14 protein-coding genes are annotated in these 15,823 nt (G+C 55.2%); 7 read left to right on the top strand and 7 right to left on the bottom strand.

Annotation, left to right across the window (positions count from 1 at the left end; genetic code table 11):
* Positions 1-118 precede the first annotated feature (118 nt).
* Complete coding sequence (gene hemB / locus ACOTXC_RS08435; protein ID WP_003859169.1) at positions 119-1,093, top strand: porphobilinogen synthase; 975 nt, start codon at positions 119-121, stop codon at positions 1,091-1,093.
* A gap of 125 nt (positions 1,094-1,218) precedes the next feature.
* Positions 1,219-2,943, top strand: coding sequence for a lysophospholipid acyltransferase family protein (locus tag ACOTXC_RS08430; RefSeq protein WP_421767565.1), 1,725 nt, complete (start codon positions 1,219-1,221; stop codon positions 2,941-2,943).
* 69 nt (positions 2,944-3,012) lie between these two features.
* On the opposite strand, the gene tauD is transcribed toward ACOTXC_RS08430, so the two are convergent.
* The 6 genes from tauD to mmuP form a co-directional block, all read right to left on the bottom strand.
* On the bottom strand, positions 3,013-3,864 hold the full coding sequence (tauD, locus tag ACOTXC_RS08425) for a taurine dioxygenase (RefSeq protein ID WP_023305554.1): 852 nt from the start codon (positions 3,862-3,864) through the stop codon (positions 3,013-3,015).
* Positions 3,861-4,688 (bottom strand): taurine ABC transporter permease TauC, encoded by an 828-nt coding sequence (tauC, locus tag ACOTXC_RS08420; RefSeq protein ID WP_421767564.1) that lies wholly within the window; start codon positions 4,686-4,688, stop codon positions 3,861-3,863. The genes tauD and tauC overlap by 4 nt, the downstream gene beginning before the upstream one ends.
* Entirely contained in the window at positions 4,685-5,452 is a 768-nt protein-coding gene (tauB, locus tag ACOTXC_RS08415; protein ID WP_022647194.1) for a taurine ABC transporter ATP-binding subunit, read from the bottom strand. Before tauB ends, tauC begins: the two co-directional genes overlap by 4 nt.
* Before the next feature lie 10 nt (positions 5,453-5,462).
* Positions 5,463-6,425, bottom strand: coding sequence for a taurine ABC transporter substrate-binding protein (gene tauA, locus ACOTXC_RS08410; protein ID WP_023299413.1), 963 nt, complete (start codon positions 6,423-6,425; stop codon positions 5,463-5,465).
* A 222-nt stretch (positions 6,426-6,647) separates the two neighbouring features.
* Positions 6,648-7,580 (bottom strand): homocysteine S-methyltransferase, encoded by a 933-nt coding sequence (gene mmuM / locus ACOTXC_RS08405; protein ID WP_126490670.1) that lies wholly within the window; start codon positions 7,578-7,580, stop codon positions 6,648-6,650.
* Positions 7,567-8,967 (bottom strand): S-methylmethionine permease, encoded by a 1,401-nt coding sequence (gene mmuP / locus ACOTXC_RS08400; protein WP_023305550.1) that lies wholly within the window; start codon positions 8,965-8,967, stop codon positions 7,567-7,569. The genes mmuM and mmuP overlap by 14 nt, the downstream gene beginning before the upstream one ends.
* Before the next feature lie 158 nt (positions 8,968-9,125).
* On the opposite strand from mmuP, the gene ACOTXC_RS08395 reads away from it, so the two are divergent.
* Both ACOTXC_RS08395 and ACOTXC_RS08390 read left to right on the top strand, forming a co-directional pair.
* Entirely contained in the window at positions 9,126-10,235 is a 1,110-nt protein-coding gene (locus tag ACOTXC_RS08395; protein WP_022647190.1) for an AI-2E family transporter, read from the top strand.
* 114 nt (positions 10,236-10,349) lie between these two features.
* Positions 10,350-12,134 (top strand): diguanylate cyclase, encoded by a 1,785-nt coding sequence (locus tag ACOTXC_RS08390; RefSeq protein ID WP_048966040.1) that lies wholly within the window; start codon positions 10,350-10,352, stop codon positions 12,132-12,134.
* 22 nt (positions 12,135-12,156) lie between these two features.
* On the opposite strand, the gene ACOTXC_RS08385 is transcribed toward ACOTXC_RS08390, so the two are convergent.
* The gene (locus ACOTXC_RS08385) at positions 12,157-12,666 is read right to left on the bottom strand and encodes a hypothetical protein (protein WP_157508335.1); all 510 of its coding nucleotides are present in this window, start codon (positions 12,664-12,666) and stop codon (positions 12,157-12,159) included.
* 182 nt (positions 12,667-12,848) lie between these two features.
* Between ACOTXC_RS08385 and ACOTXC_RS08380 the strand changes: the two genes are divergently transcribed.
* From ACOTXC_RS08380 to ACOTXC_RS08370, 3 genes are all read left to right on the top strand, one after another.
* On the top strand, positions 12,849-13,343 hold the full coding sequence (locus ACOTXC_RS08380; RefSeq protein ID WP_022647187.1) for a molybdopterin-dependent oxidoreductase: 495 nt from the start codon (positions 12,849-12,851) through the stop codon (positions 13,341-13,343).
* Positions 13,344-13,360: 17 nt separating this feature from the next.
* Positions 13,361-15,298 (top strand): putative bifunctional diguanylate cyclase/phosphodiesterase, encoded by a 1,938-nt coding sequence (locus tag ACOTXC_RS08375; protein ID WP_421767563.1) that lies wholly within the window; start codon positions 13,361-13,363, stop codon positions 15,296-15,298.
* A gap of 259 nt (positions 15,299-15,557) precedes the next feature.
* Positions 15,558-15,815, top strand: a complete 258-nt coding sequence (locus ACOTXC_RS08370) for a YjhX family toxin (RefSeq protein WP_048966038.1) — start codon at positions 15,558-15,560, stop codon at positions 15,813-15,815.
* Positions 15,816-15,823 lie beyond the last annotated feature (8 nt).

Genomic DNA, 15,823 nt, shown 5'->3' with positions numbered 1-15,823 from the left:
AAAATACATGTAGCGTATATTAATCGATTTCGAAAATCTAAAAGACAACTTTAGTAAAACACCACTCTCCGCTTTCAGGTACACTAAGCCTCTTTGTTCCACAAACATCAGGCATACCATGACCGATTTAATTGCTCGTCCCCGTCGCCTGCGCAAGTCACCCGCACTGCGCGCCATGTTTGAAGAGACAACACTGACCTTAAACGATCTGGTGTTGCCGATTTTTGTTGAAGAAGAGATCGATGACTACAAAGCCATCGACGCGATGCCGGGCGTGATGCGCATTCCTGAAAAGCATCTGGCCCGCGAGATCGAACGCATTGCGAATGCGGGCATCCGCTCGGTGATGACGTTCGGTATCTCCCACCACACTGACGCAACCGGCAGTGATGCATGGAAAGAAGACGGCCTCGTGGCACGCATGTCGCGCATCTGCAAAGAGAGTGTGCCGGAGATGATCGTCATGTCCGATACCTGCTTCTGCGAATACACCTCTCATGGCCACTGCGGTGTGCTGTGCGATCACGGCGTGGACAACGATGCGACCCTGCTGAATCTGGGCAAGCAGGCGGTGGTTGCCGCCGCCGCGGGTGCGGATTTCATTGCACCTTCTGCGGCAATGGATGGTCAGGTTCAGGCTATTCGTCATGCGCTGGATGCGGCAGGCTTTACCGACACCGCCATCATGTCCTACTCCACCAAATTCGCCTCCTCCTTCTACGGCCCGTTCCGTGAAGCAGCGGGCACGGCGCTGAAAGGCGATCGTAAAACCTATCAGATGAACCCGCTGAACCGCCGCGAAGCGATTCGTGAATCTCTGCTCGATGAAGCACAGGGCGCAGACTGTCTGATGGTGAAACCGGCCGGCGCGTATCTGGATATCCTGCGCGACATTCGCGAACGCACCGAACTGCCGCTGGGCGCATACCAGGTGAGCGGCGAGTACGCGATGATCAAATTCGCCGCGCAGGCGGGTGCCATCGACGAAGAGAAAGTGATCCTCGAAAGCCTGGGGGCGATCAAACGCGCGGGCGCGGATCTGATCTTCAGCTACTTCGCGCTGGATCTGGCTGAGAAGAAAATTCTGCGTTAATCCGCTTTAGCGCCGGGTGGCTTCGCCATACCCGGCCTACTCTCTGCGCGAATCTTCACTAAACTGCAATACAACCGACATCTCCTCCTTCTACTGTCTGGGCAAGACGGCAGGAGGAGTGATCAATGTTTAGTCTCGACAGCGTTCTTGATGACCTTTGGCCTCAGGCGAGGCCCGCACCCTGGCAAAAAAGTCTTTTAAAAAGACTGCTCCACGAAGACGAATTTCAGCAGTTTGCCGCCAGCCACCGTCACCTGAAAGGGCTGGATTTGGTAGAGCAGGTTCTTGAACACCTTGATATTCTCTGCACCATTTCCGCCCGAGACCTCGAACAAATCCCCGAACACGGCCCACTCATTGTGATAGCGAACCACCCGACGGGCACCCTGGATGGGCTGGCGCTACTGTACGCCGTTTCGCGCGTGCGCCGGGACGTCAAGGTTGTCACCAACCGGATGCTGTCTCACCTTGAGCCCCTCAGCTCGTTGTTTATCCCCGTGGACAATATGGGCGGCAGAACCGCAAAAGCATCTCTGGTGCAGATGGAGCAGCACCTGCAAAACGCCGGCGTGCTGATCTTCTTCCCGGCGGGCGAAGTCTCCCGCCCAACGCGTAAAGGCATCCGCGATAAAAAGTGGCATCCGGGCTTTATCAAGCTGGCCAGCAAACTACGGGTACCGCTGCTACCGGTACATATTCAGGCCCACAACAGCCTGCTGTTTTATGCCAGCACCCTGGTATCGCCGACGGTATCCCTGCTGCTGCTGATGCAACAGATGTTTCGCCGCCGTCACAGCCAGCTGCCGATTAAAATCGGCCAGCAGATTACCTGGAATGATCGGTTTAGCTCTACCCTTTCATCGCGTGAGATGGCCGAGCAGTGCCGTCAGCACGTGATACGACTTGGCAAGGGATTGCCTGGCGTCTTTAAAACCCAGTGCGCCATTGCCCGCCCGGAAGACAGGGCCACGCTGAAGCGGGAGCTGGCACAGGCCGAATGTCTGGGCAAAACCAGCGATGGTAAAACCATCTATTTGTGGCAGCGCAACGGGCAGGAAGAGGCGCCTCTGCTGCGCGAGCTGGGGCGACTGCGCGAGATTGCCTTTCGCGCCGTGGAGGAAGGCAGCGGAAAGCGCCGGGATACCGACAGCTACGATGATGACTATCTGCACCTTATTCTGTGGGATGATGATGACCTCGAGATTGTCGGCGCGTACCGCTTTATGCCAACGGCCATGCAGGTGGAAAAGTGCGGCGTCGAGGGATTGTACAGTTACAGCCTGTTCCACTACGACGAAAAAATGCAGGACATACTGGAGCACGGCATTGAGCTGGGGCGCAGCTTTATACAGCCGCGCTACTGGGGACGTCGCGGTCTGGACTACCTGTGGTCAGGCATTGGCGCCTATCTGGCGCGCTATCCACATTACCGTTACCTGTTTGGTCCGGTATCCATCTCCGGCGGCTTACCGCCTGCCGCCCGGGATCTGCTGGTCGCGTTTTATCGTCTCTGGTTTCCGGCCAGCCACCCGTTAGCCGCCTCGCGTCAACCCTACCCGGCGTCACTCCCGGACGTGCTGGCGCAATTTAGCGGGGTGGATTACGTGGATGACCTGACAAAGCTCAAATCCCTGCTCGGCAATCTGGGCTGCGGTATTCCGCCGCTTTATAAACAATATTCCGAGCTATGCGAGCCAGGCGGCGTGCAGTTTATCGATTTCGGCAGCGATCCGGCGTTCAATAACTGTATTGACGGGCTGGTGCTGGTGGATCTGTGTTATCTGAAGGCGAACCGCTATCAGCGGTATATAGAGGCGCACTTAATACCCTCACCCCTGCCCTCTCCCTAAAAGGGAGAGGGTGAAAACCGCACCGGTCAGTCCCCTCGCCCCTTTGGGGAGAGGGTTAGGGTGGGGGGCTCAAACCGCACGGTAGAACGGCTTATCCCCCAAAATCGTCGCCCGCTGCATAATCCTTCGCTGCGGCAGGTAATCCGCATTGGCGTAATGCTGCGTGACGCGGTTATCCCAGATCGCCAGATCGTTCTCCTGCCAGCGCCAGCGCACCTGAAACTCCGGTTTCGTGATATGCGCAAACAGGAAGCTGAGCAGCGCCTCGCTCTCTTTTTCCGTTACGTCCACAATGCGCGAGGTAAACCCTTCGTTCACAAACAGCGCCTGCTTGCCGGTCACCGGATGGGTACGCACCACCGGGTGCAACAGCGGCGGATGTTTTGCGACCGCATCCAGCCAGCGCTGGTGCTCCTCTTCCGTTTTACGGTACTTATACTCCTGGAACGATTTTTTAAAATCATGCTCCGCCCGCAGGCCACTTAGCAAGGTCTGGAACGGCGCGGAGAGCGCCTCAAACGCCGCAATGCCGCTCGCCCACAGCGTATCGCCGCCGGTCTCTGGCAGTAGTTTTGCTGCCAGAATCGCCCCGGCTGGCGGTGTGTCGATAAAGGTAACATCCGTATGCCAGTTGTCATTATCGGGCGGGTTATCGTTATGAGTGTCCAGCACGATAATTTCCTCCACCCCTTCCGCATGCGGGTAGACCGGGTGGATATGCAGGTCGCCAAAACGCAGGGCCAGCGCGCGCTGCTGTTGCGGGGTGATGGCCTGCTCGCGCAGGAACACCACCTGATGGCGCAGCACCGCGTGGTACAGCTGCTCAAACTGGTTATCGCTCAGCGGGCGGGTTACGTCCAGGCCCGACACCTGCGCGCCAATGTACGGCCCCAACGGGATAATCGTCAGACGTTCACTCATTGTATTTCTCCATGCCAGGGCGTCAGGCGACGCTGTAGCGTGCGCAGTCCCAGTTCTAATCCAAAGGCGATCGCGGCGATGACCGCGATCCCTGCCAGTACCACGTCAGTCGCCAGGAACTCTCCCGCCGACTGCACCATAAACCCAAGGCCGCGCGTGGCGGCAATCAGCTCTGCCGCCACCAGCGTTGACCAGCCCACCCCAAGGCCGATGCGCAACCCGGTCAATATCTCCGGCAGCGCACCTGGTAAAATGACGAACAGCAGTACCTGCGCGCGGCTGGCGCCGAGCGACTGCGCCGCACGTATGCGTACCTGCTGCGCACTCTTTACGCCAGCCAGAGCCGACATTGCTACCGGCGCAAAAATAGCCAGATATATCAGTAAGATCTTTGACGTCTCGCCGATGCCAAACCAGATCAACATCAGGGGCAGATAAGCCAGCGGCGGTACGGGACGGTAAAGCTCTATCAGCGGGTCGAGAATGCCGCGCACCGTCGGGCTCAGTCCCATCGCAATCCCCACCGGAACGCCAATAATGACCGCCGCCAGCAGCGCCACCAGAATACGCGTCAGACTGGCGCCTAAATGCTGCCAGAGGGTGGCATCCATAAAGCCCTGCGGTCCGGCGATGGCGATCAGTTTTTCCAGAACCTGGCCTGGCGGGGGCAGAAACAGCGGGCTGATCCACTGCTGCGCGGCAACCGCCCACCATACCGCCAGCAACACCACCAGCGTGCTGACGCTTAAGGTGAGCTGGCGAGAGAACGGCCAGCGTAAGGCACGGCGCGTCCGCCGCGTTTTTTCACTGAAGACAATGCTCATGAGAACGCCTCCCGCTGTTCAAACACACGGCTCAGGATGTATTCCCGTTTTTCGATAAATAGCGGGTCTGATTTAATGCTGCGTACTGGCTCTCCCGCCACATAGCGCCGGGCAAACTCAAGCGGCAGACGCTCCAGCACGCGTCCCGGTCCCGGTGAGAGCAGCACCAGCTCCGTCGCCATAAACACGGCCTCTTCGATATCGTGGGTGATTAACAGCACCTGCTTGCCGGTTTCGTGCCACAGGCGCAGCAGCAGGGTTTGCATCTGCTCACGGGTAAAGGCATCCAGCGCCCCGAAAGGTTCGTCCAGCAACAGCAGCTGAGGGTTAGCCGCCAGCGCACGGGCAATCCCGACGCGCTGACGCTGCCCGCCTGAAAGCTGCCAGATAAAGCGTTTTTCAGCCCCCTCCAGCCCGACCTTTTTCAACATGTCGCGCGCCGTATTCAGACGCTGTTCACGCGCTACGCCGGCCAGTTGCAGACCAAACGCAACGTTTTCCTGCACGTTTCGCCACGGAAGTAGCCCTTCGTTCTGGAAGACCACGCCGCGCTCTGCGCCCGGCCCCGTTACCCGTTTTCCTTCGAGTTGGATCGTGCCGTGCTGATACGGTACAAACCCGGCGATCAGGTTCAGCAGCGTCGTTTTCCCGCAGCCGGACGGCCCCAGTACGACCAGCAGTTCACCGCTGTCCAGCGTCAGGTTGATCTCTTTCAGGGCGGGTTTGCCGCCGTAATCGGCAGACAGGTTTGTAATGTTCAGCATCGCAGCCCCCTTATTTCACAAAGCGGTCGGTCACGAACCGGCTGTAATCCGCTGCCACCGCAGGCACTTTGCCCTGCTCTTTCAGGAACGTCGCAGTGTCGACAATCGCTTTGCTCACCGGCCCGTTCAGCTGCTGGACCTGCTGCGCAGGTGTCAGATAGGTGTTGCCTTTCACCAGCCCCGGCACGTCAGCTTCCGGCACGCCGCTCAGACGTGAGAGTTTCTCCAGGTTGGCGGGCTGTTTCAGCCATTCATCCGGGTTGCTGATGTAAGGCTGCTGGGCCTCGATGGCGCTTTTGGCGAAGGCTTTCACCACTTCAGGGTGTTTTTCGGCAAAGTCCTTACGAACGACCCAGACATCAAGTGTTGGCGCCCCCCATTGCCCCACTTTTTCGGAGTCGGTCAGCACGGTGCCGTCTTTTTCCAGCTCGTTGACGGCGGGCGCCCAGACGTATGCTCCGTCAATGTCGCCACGCTGCCAGGCGGCAATAATCGCTGGAGGTTGCAGGTTGATGATCTGCACCTGGCCCGGCTTAATGCCCCAGTGTTTCAGCGCTGCCAGCAGGCTGTAATGCGTGGTGGAGATAAACGGCACCGCGATGCGTTTGCCAATCAAATCTTCGGGTTTCGTGATGCTTTTCTTCACCACCAGCGCTTCGGAATTTCCGAGCTGCGACGCCAGCAGGAAGACTTCAATCGGCACCTGCTGGCTGGCGGCCACCGCCAGCGGGCTGGAACCCAGGTTGCCAATCTGCACGTCGCCCGAGGCTAACGCCCGCACAATTGCCGCGCCGCTGTCGAACTTGCGCCAGTTGACGTTCGCCCCGCTCGCTTTGGCGAAGGTGTTATCCGCCTGCGCGACTTTCGCCGGTTCCGCGGAAGTCTGATACGCGACGGTGACGTCCACCGCCTGCGCCTGAAATGCCCACAGCGCCAGTGCACCAAGTAACGTGATTCGCGATGAAATTGCCATACCGTCTGCTCCCCTTGTTGTTATAAGGGCAGTATTTCCGGCGCGAGAATTTTGATAAAGGAATAAAAAAGAATCGCTAATGACGATTCGTTTTTAGAAAAAAAGCGGGAAAGGATAGTGAATTTTGTGCGGTTGTTTCGCAGGGTGGCGCTACGCTTACCCGGCCTACGGTTCGTGCAATTTGTAGGCCGGGTAAGGCGCAGCCGCCACCCGGCAAAGGCCTCAGCGCTGAACCGTCAGCGCAGCAATATCCTGCGGCGTGGTCCGACAGCAGCCGCCAATCAGCTTCGCGCCTGCTTCCAGCCACTGCGGTAAATACCCCGCCAGCGTCTCGCACGTTTCACCGTGGTGATGCCAGGTTTTACTCACCGCATCGTAATGCTCGCCGGAGTTCGGATAGACCACCAGGGGCAGCGACGTCAGGCTGTGCAGATGCGTCAGCGCCGCCGTGGTGTTTTCCAGCGCGATACAGTTAATCCCCAGCGCGACAACCTGCGGGTAGCTTTCCAGCGCAGAAACAACATCCCGCAGCGGCGTTCCGTCGCTCAGGTGCTCACTGTCACGCAGGGTAAATGAGAACCATGCCCGGGCGCGCGGATATGCCGTCAGCAACGCCGCCAGCGCCTTAATCTCAGTGAACGAAGGCAGCGTTTCACAGGCCAGGAGGTCCGCGCCCGCATCCAACAGCGCCTCTACACGCGGGCGGTGGAAGGCGGTAAATTCTTCAGCGCTACGCACATAATCGCCGCGATACTCGGAACCATCGGCCAGATACGCGCCGTAAGGGCCCACAGATCCCGCCACCAGCAAAGTGCCTGCATTTGAGTTCTCAGCCAGGTACGCTTCGCGCGCTTTGCGTGCCAGCTCTACGCTTTTGCCGATCAGCGTCCGGGATTGCGACTCGTCCAGCCCGCGAGCGGCAAAGCCTGCGGGTGTCGCCTGATAGCTGGCGGTGATCGCCACCTGTGCCCCCGCGCGGTAGTAGTCGAGGTGTACGTCGCGGATCAGCTCCGGATTTTCCATCAGCACTTTGGCCGACCAGAGACTGTCGGCAAGGTTACAACCGCGCGCTTCCAGCTCCGTTGCCATCGCCCCATCCAGCACGACAAACGGCTGTTTTTCAAGGAGGGCGGTAAGCGGATTATTCTGCGACATGTTCAGGCTCCTGCGTGGTCAGATTTCGGGTCAGGTAGTACGCACCATAACACAGGGCGACAAACGGAAGCCCGCAATAAAGGGCAATACGCTGGCTGGGGTCAAACCACAGGCCGACGCAGGCCACCAGACAGAGGATAAAGCCAAGCACGGGCACCAGCGGATACCATGGCGCGCGATACTGCAACGCGGATAGCGGCTGGCCGGACTGCACGTGACGGCGACGAAACACGAAGTGCGACGCGCAAATGCTAATCCACACCGCCACCACCGCAAAACCGGAAATGGCTGACAGGGCCACAAACACCGTATCCGGCGCGACCACGCTGGAGAACAGCGCCAGCACGCCGCCCAGCATGGAAACAGAAAGCGCCGTCAGCGGCACGCCGTTTTTGTTGACGCGGGCAAAGCAGCGCGGCAGCGTTTTCTCGTTAGACAGAGACCACAGCATACGGCCAGAGGCGTACAGACCCGAGTTCGCCGCCGAGAGGATCGCCGTCAGGATCACGAAGTTAAAGATATCCGCCGCATACGGAATGCCGACCTTTTCAAACACCAGCACAAACGGACTTTTCTCCACGCCAGCCTGCTGCATGGGGATCAGCGCCGCCAGCACAAACACGGTGCCAATAAAGAAGATGATGAGCCGGGCGATGGTGGTGCGAATAGCAACCGGAATAACCTTGTGTGGGTTTTCCGTTTCCCCTGCCGCGATGCCGATAAGCTCTGTACCTGAGAAGGCAAAGTTGACCGCCACCATGGTCATCAGGATCGGCAGACCGCCGTGCGGGAACCAGCCTTCGGCGGTAATGTTGCTTAGTCCCGGCGCGGCAGAGCCGTCCGCCATCGGGATAAAGCCAAAGATGGCCGCGCCGCCGAGAATAATAAAGGCGACGATGGTGATAACCTTGACCAGCGAGAACCAGAATTCCCCTTCCGCGAAAAAGCGCGTGGAAATCACGTTAAGACCAAAAATCACAGCGCAAAAGACAACGCACCACGTCCAGACGGGAACCTGTGGGAACCAGTACTGCATGCAGAACCCGGCCGCGGTAAAGCTCGATCCCAGCGCCACTGTCCACGTAAGCCAGTAGAGCCACGCCACGGTATACCCCGTCGCCGGACCGAGATAGCGGGCGGCATAGACGTGAAACGCGCCGGTTTCCGGCATCGCCACGGAAAGTTCGCCCAGACATTGCATGACCAGCCAGACCACCAGCGCACCGATAAGATATGCCAGCAGCGTGCCCGCCGCGCCGGTTGTCGAGATGATATATCCGGTATTGAAGAATAACCCTGTGCCGATAACGCCACCCAGCGAGAGCATAATCAGGTGGCGGGTTTTCATGGTGCGCTTAAGTTGCCCGTTTTCTTGTTGTGTTTGCATGTTACCTTCTAAACGTATGGACATCTAAACATCCAAAGAAGGAGTGTTATACCGCGATTGTTAACAAAAAGCCACCCGGCGCGACTTCGGCGCAATTATTGGTAAATCCTTAAATCAGTTCTATAGTCGACACAGTTTCTTCTTCACCAGGACTCACTATGCGATTTAACGGACTGACCAAAGGTTTCTTTATTCTCATCCTGGCCCTTGTAACCTGGGCCTTCTTTGACGTGCTTTCTCCCTATTTCTCGGCGATTCTGTGGGCCGCGATCCTGACCATCATTTTCAACCCGGTGAAAAACAAACTGCGTACCGCGCTGGGCGATCGTAACGGGCTGGCTTCACTCCTCACACTCGGCATTATCTGCCTGATCGTGTTTATTCCGTTGATGGTGATCCTTTCCTCGCTCGCGGTGGAACTGAACATGGTCTACACCAGGCTGCAACAGAACAACACGCAGTTCCCGGAAGTGATCGCCGGTATCTTCAACCGCCTGCCGGACTGGGCCAGCGGCTTCCTGGCGGATCACAACCTGACCAACGCCGCGCAGATCCAGAAAAAACTCTCCGATGTCGCGTTACAGGGCGGGCAGTATCTGGCGGGCAGCGCGTTCCTGATTGGGAAAGGGACGTTCGGCTTTGCCATCAGCTTTGGCATTATGCTGTATCTGCTGTTTTTCTTGCTGAAAGACGGGCCGTATCTGGTGCGCCAGATCCTCGACTCGCTGCCGCTGTCTGACTTCGTCAAACAGCACCTGTTCGCTAAGTTTGTCGGCGTGTCGCGCGCCACGGTAAAAGGCACGGCGGTCGTGGCGGTGGTTCAGGGCACGCTCGGTGGTATCGCCTTTGCTATTGTCGGTATTGACGGCAGCGTATTGTGGGGCGCACTGATGGCATTTCTCTCCCTGGTGCCTGCCGTTGGGTCGGCCATCGTCTGGGTTCCCGCCGCCATCTTCCTGTTTGCCACTCACCAGCTGTGGCAGGGTCTGTTCATTGTGGGCTTCTTCGTCATTATCGTCGGGCTGGTGGACAACCTGTTGCGTCCGCTGCTGGTGGGCAAAGACACCAAAATGCCGGACTACCTGATACTGATCACCACGCTCGGCGGTATGGAGCTGTATGGCATTAACGGCTTTGTGATTGGGCCGCTGATTGCCGCTCTGTTTATCGCCTGCTGGAACCTCTTCTCCGGCCGCGACCACGCAGGCAACGCCGAGGAGCTGGACGCAGACTTTATCGAAGAGGGGAGAAATTCTCCGGATCTATAAAGAAACGCGTTCTGTGAGGCGGCCCTGTGCCGCCTTTTTTTTCGCGATAAATCAGAGGTTTTCTATAATCTGAAATGAACGCTCTTCCACATTTGTCGTAGAAGGATCCAACAGGTGCGAATCGCCACGATCACGAACTGGGCTTATGGTGTCACGGTGTGCCTGACCATTGCCTCCGGCATCGTCATGCTGATGGCTTCCCACGCCGATAACATCGAACGTGAAGCCGTTAAACAACGCCAGGTCTTCGATCAGCTGACGGAGGAGATCGAGACAGACACCTGGATGCTCTCCGATCTGGCGCGGCTTTACGTCATCCAAAAAGAGCCCGAGGTGCTTGAGAAATATCAGGCGAAAGAAGCCGAGCTGAAGAATATCGAACACACGCTGCGACAGCTCAAAAATACGGGGGCATCGGGCGAAGAGCTGGCGCTGCTGTACGACGGACTGAAAATTGTAGACGATCTACAGGATGAACAGCAGGCAGCCATTGACGGTATCGCCCGTGGCGAGGAACAGCAGGCCGTTTCGCTGCTGTTTGGTAAGAGCTATGAGCTGGAACTCGAACGGGCACACAACACTATCGAACGCTTTCGCATGCTGCTGGACAAGCGCATTATTGCCGACGTGCAGGCCGCAACCAAAACGTCCAAAACGCTTCGAACGGCCTCTGAGGTGATGGTCGGCCTGACCGCCCTGCTCTTCCTGTTTGTGATGGTTTTCATCCTCAAGCGCCGCGTACTCCGTCCGGTGGTGCGTCTGAGTGACGTAGTTCATCGTCTTGCATCGCAGGATTACGCCGTCGAAACGCCGAACTTTACCCAGGTTGATGAAATCGGTGATATGGCGCAGGCCATCCGCATCTTCCGTGAGAACGGGCTGGCAAGGCAGCGGCTGGAAAAAGAGCGCGATGCTGACTGGGCCATCCGCGAACTGCTGGCGCGAATGACCCAGCGGTTGCAGGGCTGTGAAAACTTTGCCGACGTGATGAATGTGGCGGAGCTGTTTGCACCCAATATTGCGCCGGGGGTTTCAGGGCGCCTGTATATTCTGGAACGCGAGCCGTGGCAGATGCGCTGTACGGCCGAATGGCTATCGCCAGAAGGGGATAAAAAGCCGTTCCATCCTGACGAATGCTGGGCCGTCCGGCGTGGTCAAAGCCATCCGCCAGTGAACGGCGAGCCGGATATCGGCTGTTATCATCTGCCCGAATCACAGGCGCAGCAATCGCTGTGCGTTCCCCTGATTGCTCAGGGCGAGGCGATTGGATTGCTCTCATTCCAGAACATCACGCCTGAAACCGCGCCGTCCCGCGCCTATCTGGAACTGATGGCCGAGGCGCTGGGACTGGCGCTGGCCAACCAGCGGCTGCGCGATGCGCTGCTGGAAAAAGCCCTGTTCGATCCCTTGACGGGGCTGCGTAACCGCCACCATCTGGAAGATACGTTACGTACTCAAATGAAGCAGGCGGTGCGTAACGAGGAGCCGGTAAGCTGCCTGATGATCGATATCGATCACTTCAAGAGCATTAATGACCGCTTTGGTCATGAGGCCGGCGATCTGGTGATTAAAAGCGTGGCAGCCATTATTCAACGGGCGGTACACGATAGCGGGCTGGCCTTCCGCTATGGGGGTGAAGAGTTTTTGGTGCTTCTTACCGGTGCAGATGAGGAAGCAGCGCACGCCGCTGCAACGGAGATCTACAACGGCGTGCATGCGCTTTCGCTGCGCTACGGGCTTTCGGAGATTGGCCCGGTGGATGTGTCGATCGGGATCGCCAGCTATCCGCAGCACGCCCAGAGCGATAATCTGCTGCGCGCGGCGGACGTCGCGTTGTACCGGGCGAAAGAGCTGGGCCGCTCGCGGATTGTCAGCTTTGGGATGCTGGAGGCGGGCTAAAGGGGTTATTCGAGCCTCAGGTTCAGGATCGCGCGATCGCCCAAAGCACCACCATACCCAGCAAATTACTCCGCTTTTCCACGTACAGGGTGCCATCGATTAAATAATATCCCTGAGGATAACAGATGCGGATCTCTCTCTTGAGTTCCGGCTCATAGACTTCCGCCCCCGAACAGCTATTTCTGCTGCCGGATTCATACCGGTAAGGTTGGCTCCAGGCAGAGTATTCTCCGTTCAGTAGCCAGGCCGCGGTAAAGATGACGAAAATGGCAACCGGCAGGCTGAAGATGATGAGGCCGAGGTAAAGTTTGACAACGTCAACAAGGGTTTTGTCTTTAAACGCCCTCTTCGCGGCGAACATCACCATCGCCACCAGCGGCAGCAGCAATGTGACAGCCGCAAGATACTGTTCCCCCAGGGCCGTAAGAAATGTCACGCGATAAATCTCGATTGACCAGACAACAAAGCCAAATATCAACGCTAACCCGCCAACGATGAGTGGAATTAAAAAGGCATAGCTATCTTTTTTCATGATGGACGGTTCCTTGTCATGCGTCTGCGGTAAGAAGGTTAAGCATCGCTCGGGTGGCTGCCGACTGACGGCGTTTTTACATCCTGATTATGATGGATAAACGTGGGGAGAGATAAAATATATAAACTAGTAGGATAACTAAATTATAATTCTTATACTTATGTTAAAACGTGGAGGCTGAAATGCGATTAATCCTAATGCTGTGCTGCTTTTTAGTGCAAAGCGTCACCCTGGCTGGTGAGTTGCCAAAACCTGCTGGTAAACCCATTTTAACGATTTACGGTAATATCGAGAACACGAATGAAAGTGGAAAAGCCGTGTTTGATATCGCCAGCCTTGAAAAACTCGGTATGGTGAGCTTCCAGACATCATCCCCCTGGTATAATGGCCGCACAAAGTTTGAGGGTGTTCCAATGAGCAAACTCATGGATTATATTGGCGCAAAGGGTAACGTGGTCAATGTTATAGCGCTTAATGATTACGCGACAGCCATCCCGCTCAGCGACTTTAAAAAATATAATGCCATACTCGCTTTGAAGGTTAATGGTGAATATATGCGCATCCGAGATAAAGGGCCGGCATTCATTGTATATCCCTACGACAGTCTTCCTGAATTAAATAATCAGATATATTATTCGCGATCGGCATGGCAGGTCAGCAAAATGAAGATTGAATAGCAGTTCAGGAGAACATAATGAACAGGATACTGGTTGGTATCATTTTTTCTCTTTTTATCACGACTGGATATATTGCTTTTCTTGTTTACGATCGACAGCAGGAGCTCCAAAAACTGACTCATTACACGGAGTCATGGTCTGTCGCCCAACTGGTATCCGAATATTACCGCTTTGAATCATGGCTTGGTCTGTACGCAACCGATTCCGATGACGTTACGATAGACCAGGTCCGGATGCGGCTGGAAATTATGCTAAGCCAGAATGATCTGTTTAAGGAGGGGGATTTAGGGCATTACATTAAAAACGTTCAGGCACATCATGACCTCGCGTTAAGCCTTGATAAAATCCTTACGTATCTGGATGCTAACCTCGAAAAAATGAGCCATTCGGATGTAAAAACATACCTTCATACCATGCATTTGCTGGATGCTCCACTCAGTCAGCTTTCATCAAGCGCGTTAACGAAAGACATTAGCACAATTAACAGTAGCAACCATAAAATACAGATCCTGTATTATATTTACTCAGCCCTCTCTTTACTGCTGATCATTCTGAGTATTATCCTGGGTTTTTTAACGATCTATCAAAATAAAAACATCCTTAAAGCGCACAGGCAGGTTGAAAGTCTTGCAGAAGAACTCCAGTTATCCAAGGAGACCCTACAGATTCAGAATTCAAAACTAGAGTATGACGTTTACCATGATTCCCTCACTGGCATGAAAAACCGTCTGTACTTCTGGGATGAGCTCAGCAAACTCAATCTTGAGGCCGAAGAAAATCATGTTCCCGTTACGGTAATGTTATTTGATTTAGACCGATTCAAAGAGGTCAACGATACCTATGGTCATGATGCTGGCGATTTACTGTTACGTCAGGTATCCAGGCGATTGACCGCCATGAGCAATATTTCAGACAGATTTTACCGTTTAGGCGGAGACGAGTTTGCTTTTTTAGCCAGTGGGTTAAACGAAAGCGAAGCCGTTTTGCGCGCTAGAGAGATCAGCGAGAATATCAGTAAACCCTATACGATTAATAACCAGCTCATAAAAATTGCCACCTGCGTGGGTATTGTTTTATCAGATAATGAACGACGTGCTGATTATCTTTATAAGTTCGCCGATCTGGCGCTTTATGAAGCCAAAAAGACAGGCTCACAGCAGATTAAAGTTTTCCGTCAGCGAATGCTTCAGAAGTTGCAGGAGAGCAGAACGCTTGAAAATGATATGGCAAGGGCGATAGAAAACAATGAGTTTATTGTTTATTACCAGCCTATTGTGAATTCCGTCAGCAAGGAAATTTACGGCTATGAAGCGCTTATTCGCTGGATGCACCCCGTCAAGGGAATGCTTTCCCCGGATAGCTTTATTTTCGCCGCAGAAAAAACAGGCATGATCAACGAGATAGGTAAAACCGTACTTAAACTGGCCTGCAGGGAAGCGGTCTCCTGGGCTGTTCCGGCCAGGATCTCCGTAAACGTCTCGCCTGTTCAATTAGGCAGCAAATCATTTATTAATACGGTGCAGACCGTTCTGGCTGAGACCGGGCTCCCGGCTAACCGTCTTGAGTTAGAGGTCACGGAGTCATCCCTCTTTAGTGACAGAAATAACCCCATTGCGATTCTGAAAAAACTCCGCGCACTGGGCGTAAGAATTTCCATTGATGATTTTGGCACGGGTTATTCGTCGCTCTCCAGACTCAGCGAACTGAATTTTGATAAAATCAAGATCGATAAATCTTTTGTCAATCCGATATCTACACAAGAAGATGCGCTTAATATTGTGAAGCTTATTACCGGTATGGCTAAGAGCCTTAATATGGGCGTTATAGCCGAGGGCGTTGAGACCGAAGAGCAGCTTGAGCGGCTTCAGGCTCTGGGTTGCGAGCTTGTGCAGGGATATCTTTTCAGCAAACCACAGCCTCAGGTCGACAGCAAAATTAAGAGCGGCCTGGAATGATTCCCTCTCCTCAACCCGATGCCAACCGTGATCACGTTTTTCACCCCTGGGTATTCACTTATAAAAATCAGGTGTTATCATTCACCCCGTAAATACCTTTCAACTCAACCCGAGGCTTTGATGCTGGAGAATGTAATCATCCGATAATCAGCTTACCGACCTTTCCAGGCCGGACTGATTATCAATGCGCCGAAATCGAATGCGGACACCGCTGTGTGTTTGCACGTTTTGCACATGATGATTAAACAGGTTTTCCAGTATGAATTTATCCCGTCAGGAACAACGTACCTTACACGTTCTCGCCAAAGGTGGCCGTATTGTGCACGTCCGCGATGCGTCTGGCCGCGTCACCGCCGTTGAATGCTATAGCCGCGAAGGGCTACTGCTGGCTGACTGCACGCTCGCCGTTTTCAAAAAGCTCAAAACCAAAAAGCTGATCAAATCCGTCAACGGTCAGCCCTACCGCATTAACACTACGGGGCTGAATAACGTCCGCGCCCAGCCCGATAACCGTTAAGGAGAGGA

Origin of the sequence: Enterobacter cloacae complex sp. IR5428 (genome assembly GCF_049238585.1) — a bacterium.
Classification (GTDB): Bacteria; Pseudomonadota; Gammaproteobacteria; order Enterobacterales; family Enterobacteriaceae; genus Enterobacter; species Enterobacter intestinihominis.
The sequence above is the reverse complement of the archived record's forward strand: the minus strand, read 5'-3'. Positions and strand labels throughout refer to the sequence as shown.

What these genes read in the sequence shown, in the direction of transcription:
- hemB (WP_003859169.1), top strand. Translation starts at nt 119, where the DNA reads ATGACCGATTTAATTGCTCGTCCCCGTCGCCTGCGCAAGTCACCCGCA.
- ACOTXC_RS08430 (WP_421767565.1), top strand. Translation starts at nt 1,219, where the DNA reads ATGTTTAGTCTCGACAGCGTTCTTGATGACCTTTGGCCTCAGGCGAGG.
- tauD (WP_023305554.1), bottom strand. Translation starts at nt 3,864, where the DNA reads ATGAGTGAACGTCTGACGATTATCCCGTTGGGGCCGTACATTGGCGCG.
- tauC (WP_421767564.1), bottom strand. Translation starts at nt 4,688, where the DNA reads ATGAGCATTGTCTTCAGTGAAAAAACGCGGCGGACGCGCCGTGCCTTA.
- tauB (WP_022647194.1), bottom strand. Translation starts at nt 5,452, where the DNA reads ATGCTGAACATTACAAACCTGTCTGCCGATTACGGCGGCAAACCCGCC.
- tauA (WP_023299413.1), bottom strand. Translation starts at nt 6,425, where the DNA reads ATGGCAATTTCATCGCGAATCACGTTACTTGGTGCACTGGCGCTGTGG.
- mmuM (WP_126490670.1), bottom strand. Translation starts at nt 7,580, where the DNA reads ATGTCGCAGAATAATCCGCTTACCGCCCTCCTTGAAAAACAGCCGTTT.
- mmuP (WP_023305550.1), bottom strand. Translation starts at nt 8,967, where the DNA reads ATGCAAACACAACAAGAAAACGGGCAACTTAAGCGCACCATGAAAACC.
- ACOTXC_RS08395 (WP_022647190.1), top strand. Translation starts at nt 9,126, where the DNA reads ATGCGATTTAACGGACTGACCAAAGGTTTCTTTATTCTCATCCTGGCC.
- ACOTXC_RS08385 (WP_157508335.1), bottom strand. Translation starts at nt 12,666, where the DNA reads ATGAAAAAAGATAGCTATGCCTTTTTAATTCCACTCATCGTTGGCGGG.
- ACOTXC_RS08380 (WP_022647187.1), top strand. Translation starts at nt 12,849, where the DNA reads ATGCGATTAATCCTAATGCTGTGCTGCTTTTTAGTGCAAAGCGTCACC.
- ACOTXC_RS08375 (WP_421767563.1), top strand. Translation starts at nt 13,361, where the DNA reads ATGAACAGGATACTGGTTGGTATCATTTTTTCTCTTTTTATCACGACT.
- ACOTXC_RS08370 (WP_048966038.1), top strand. Translation starts at nt 15,558, where the DNA reads ATGAATTTATCCCGTCAGGAACAACGTACCTTACACGTTCTCGCCAAA.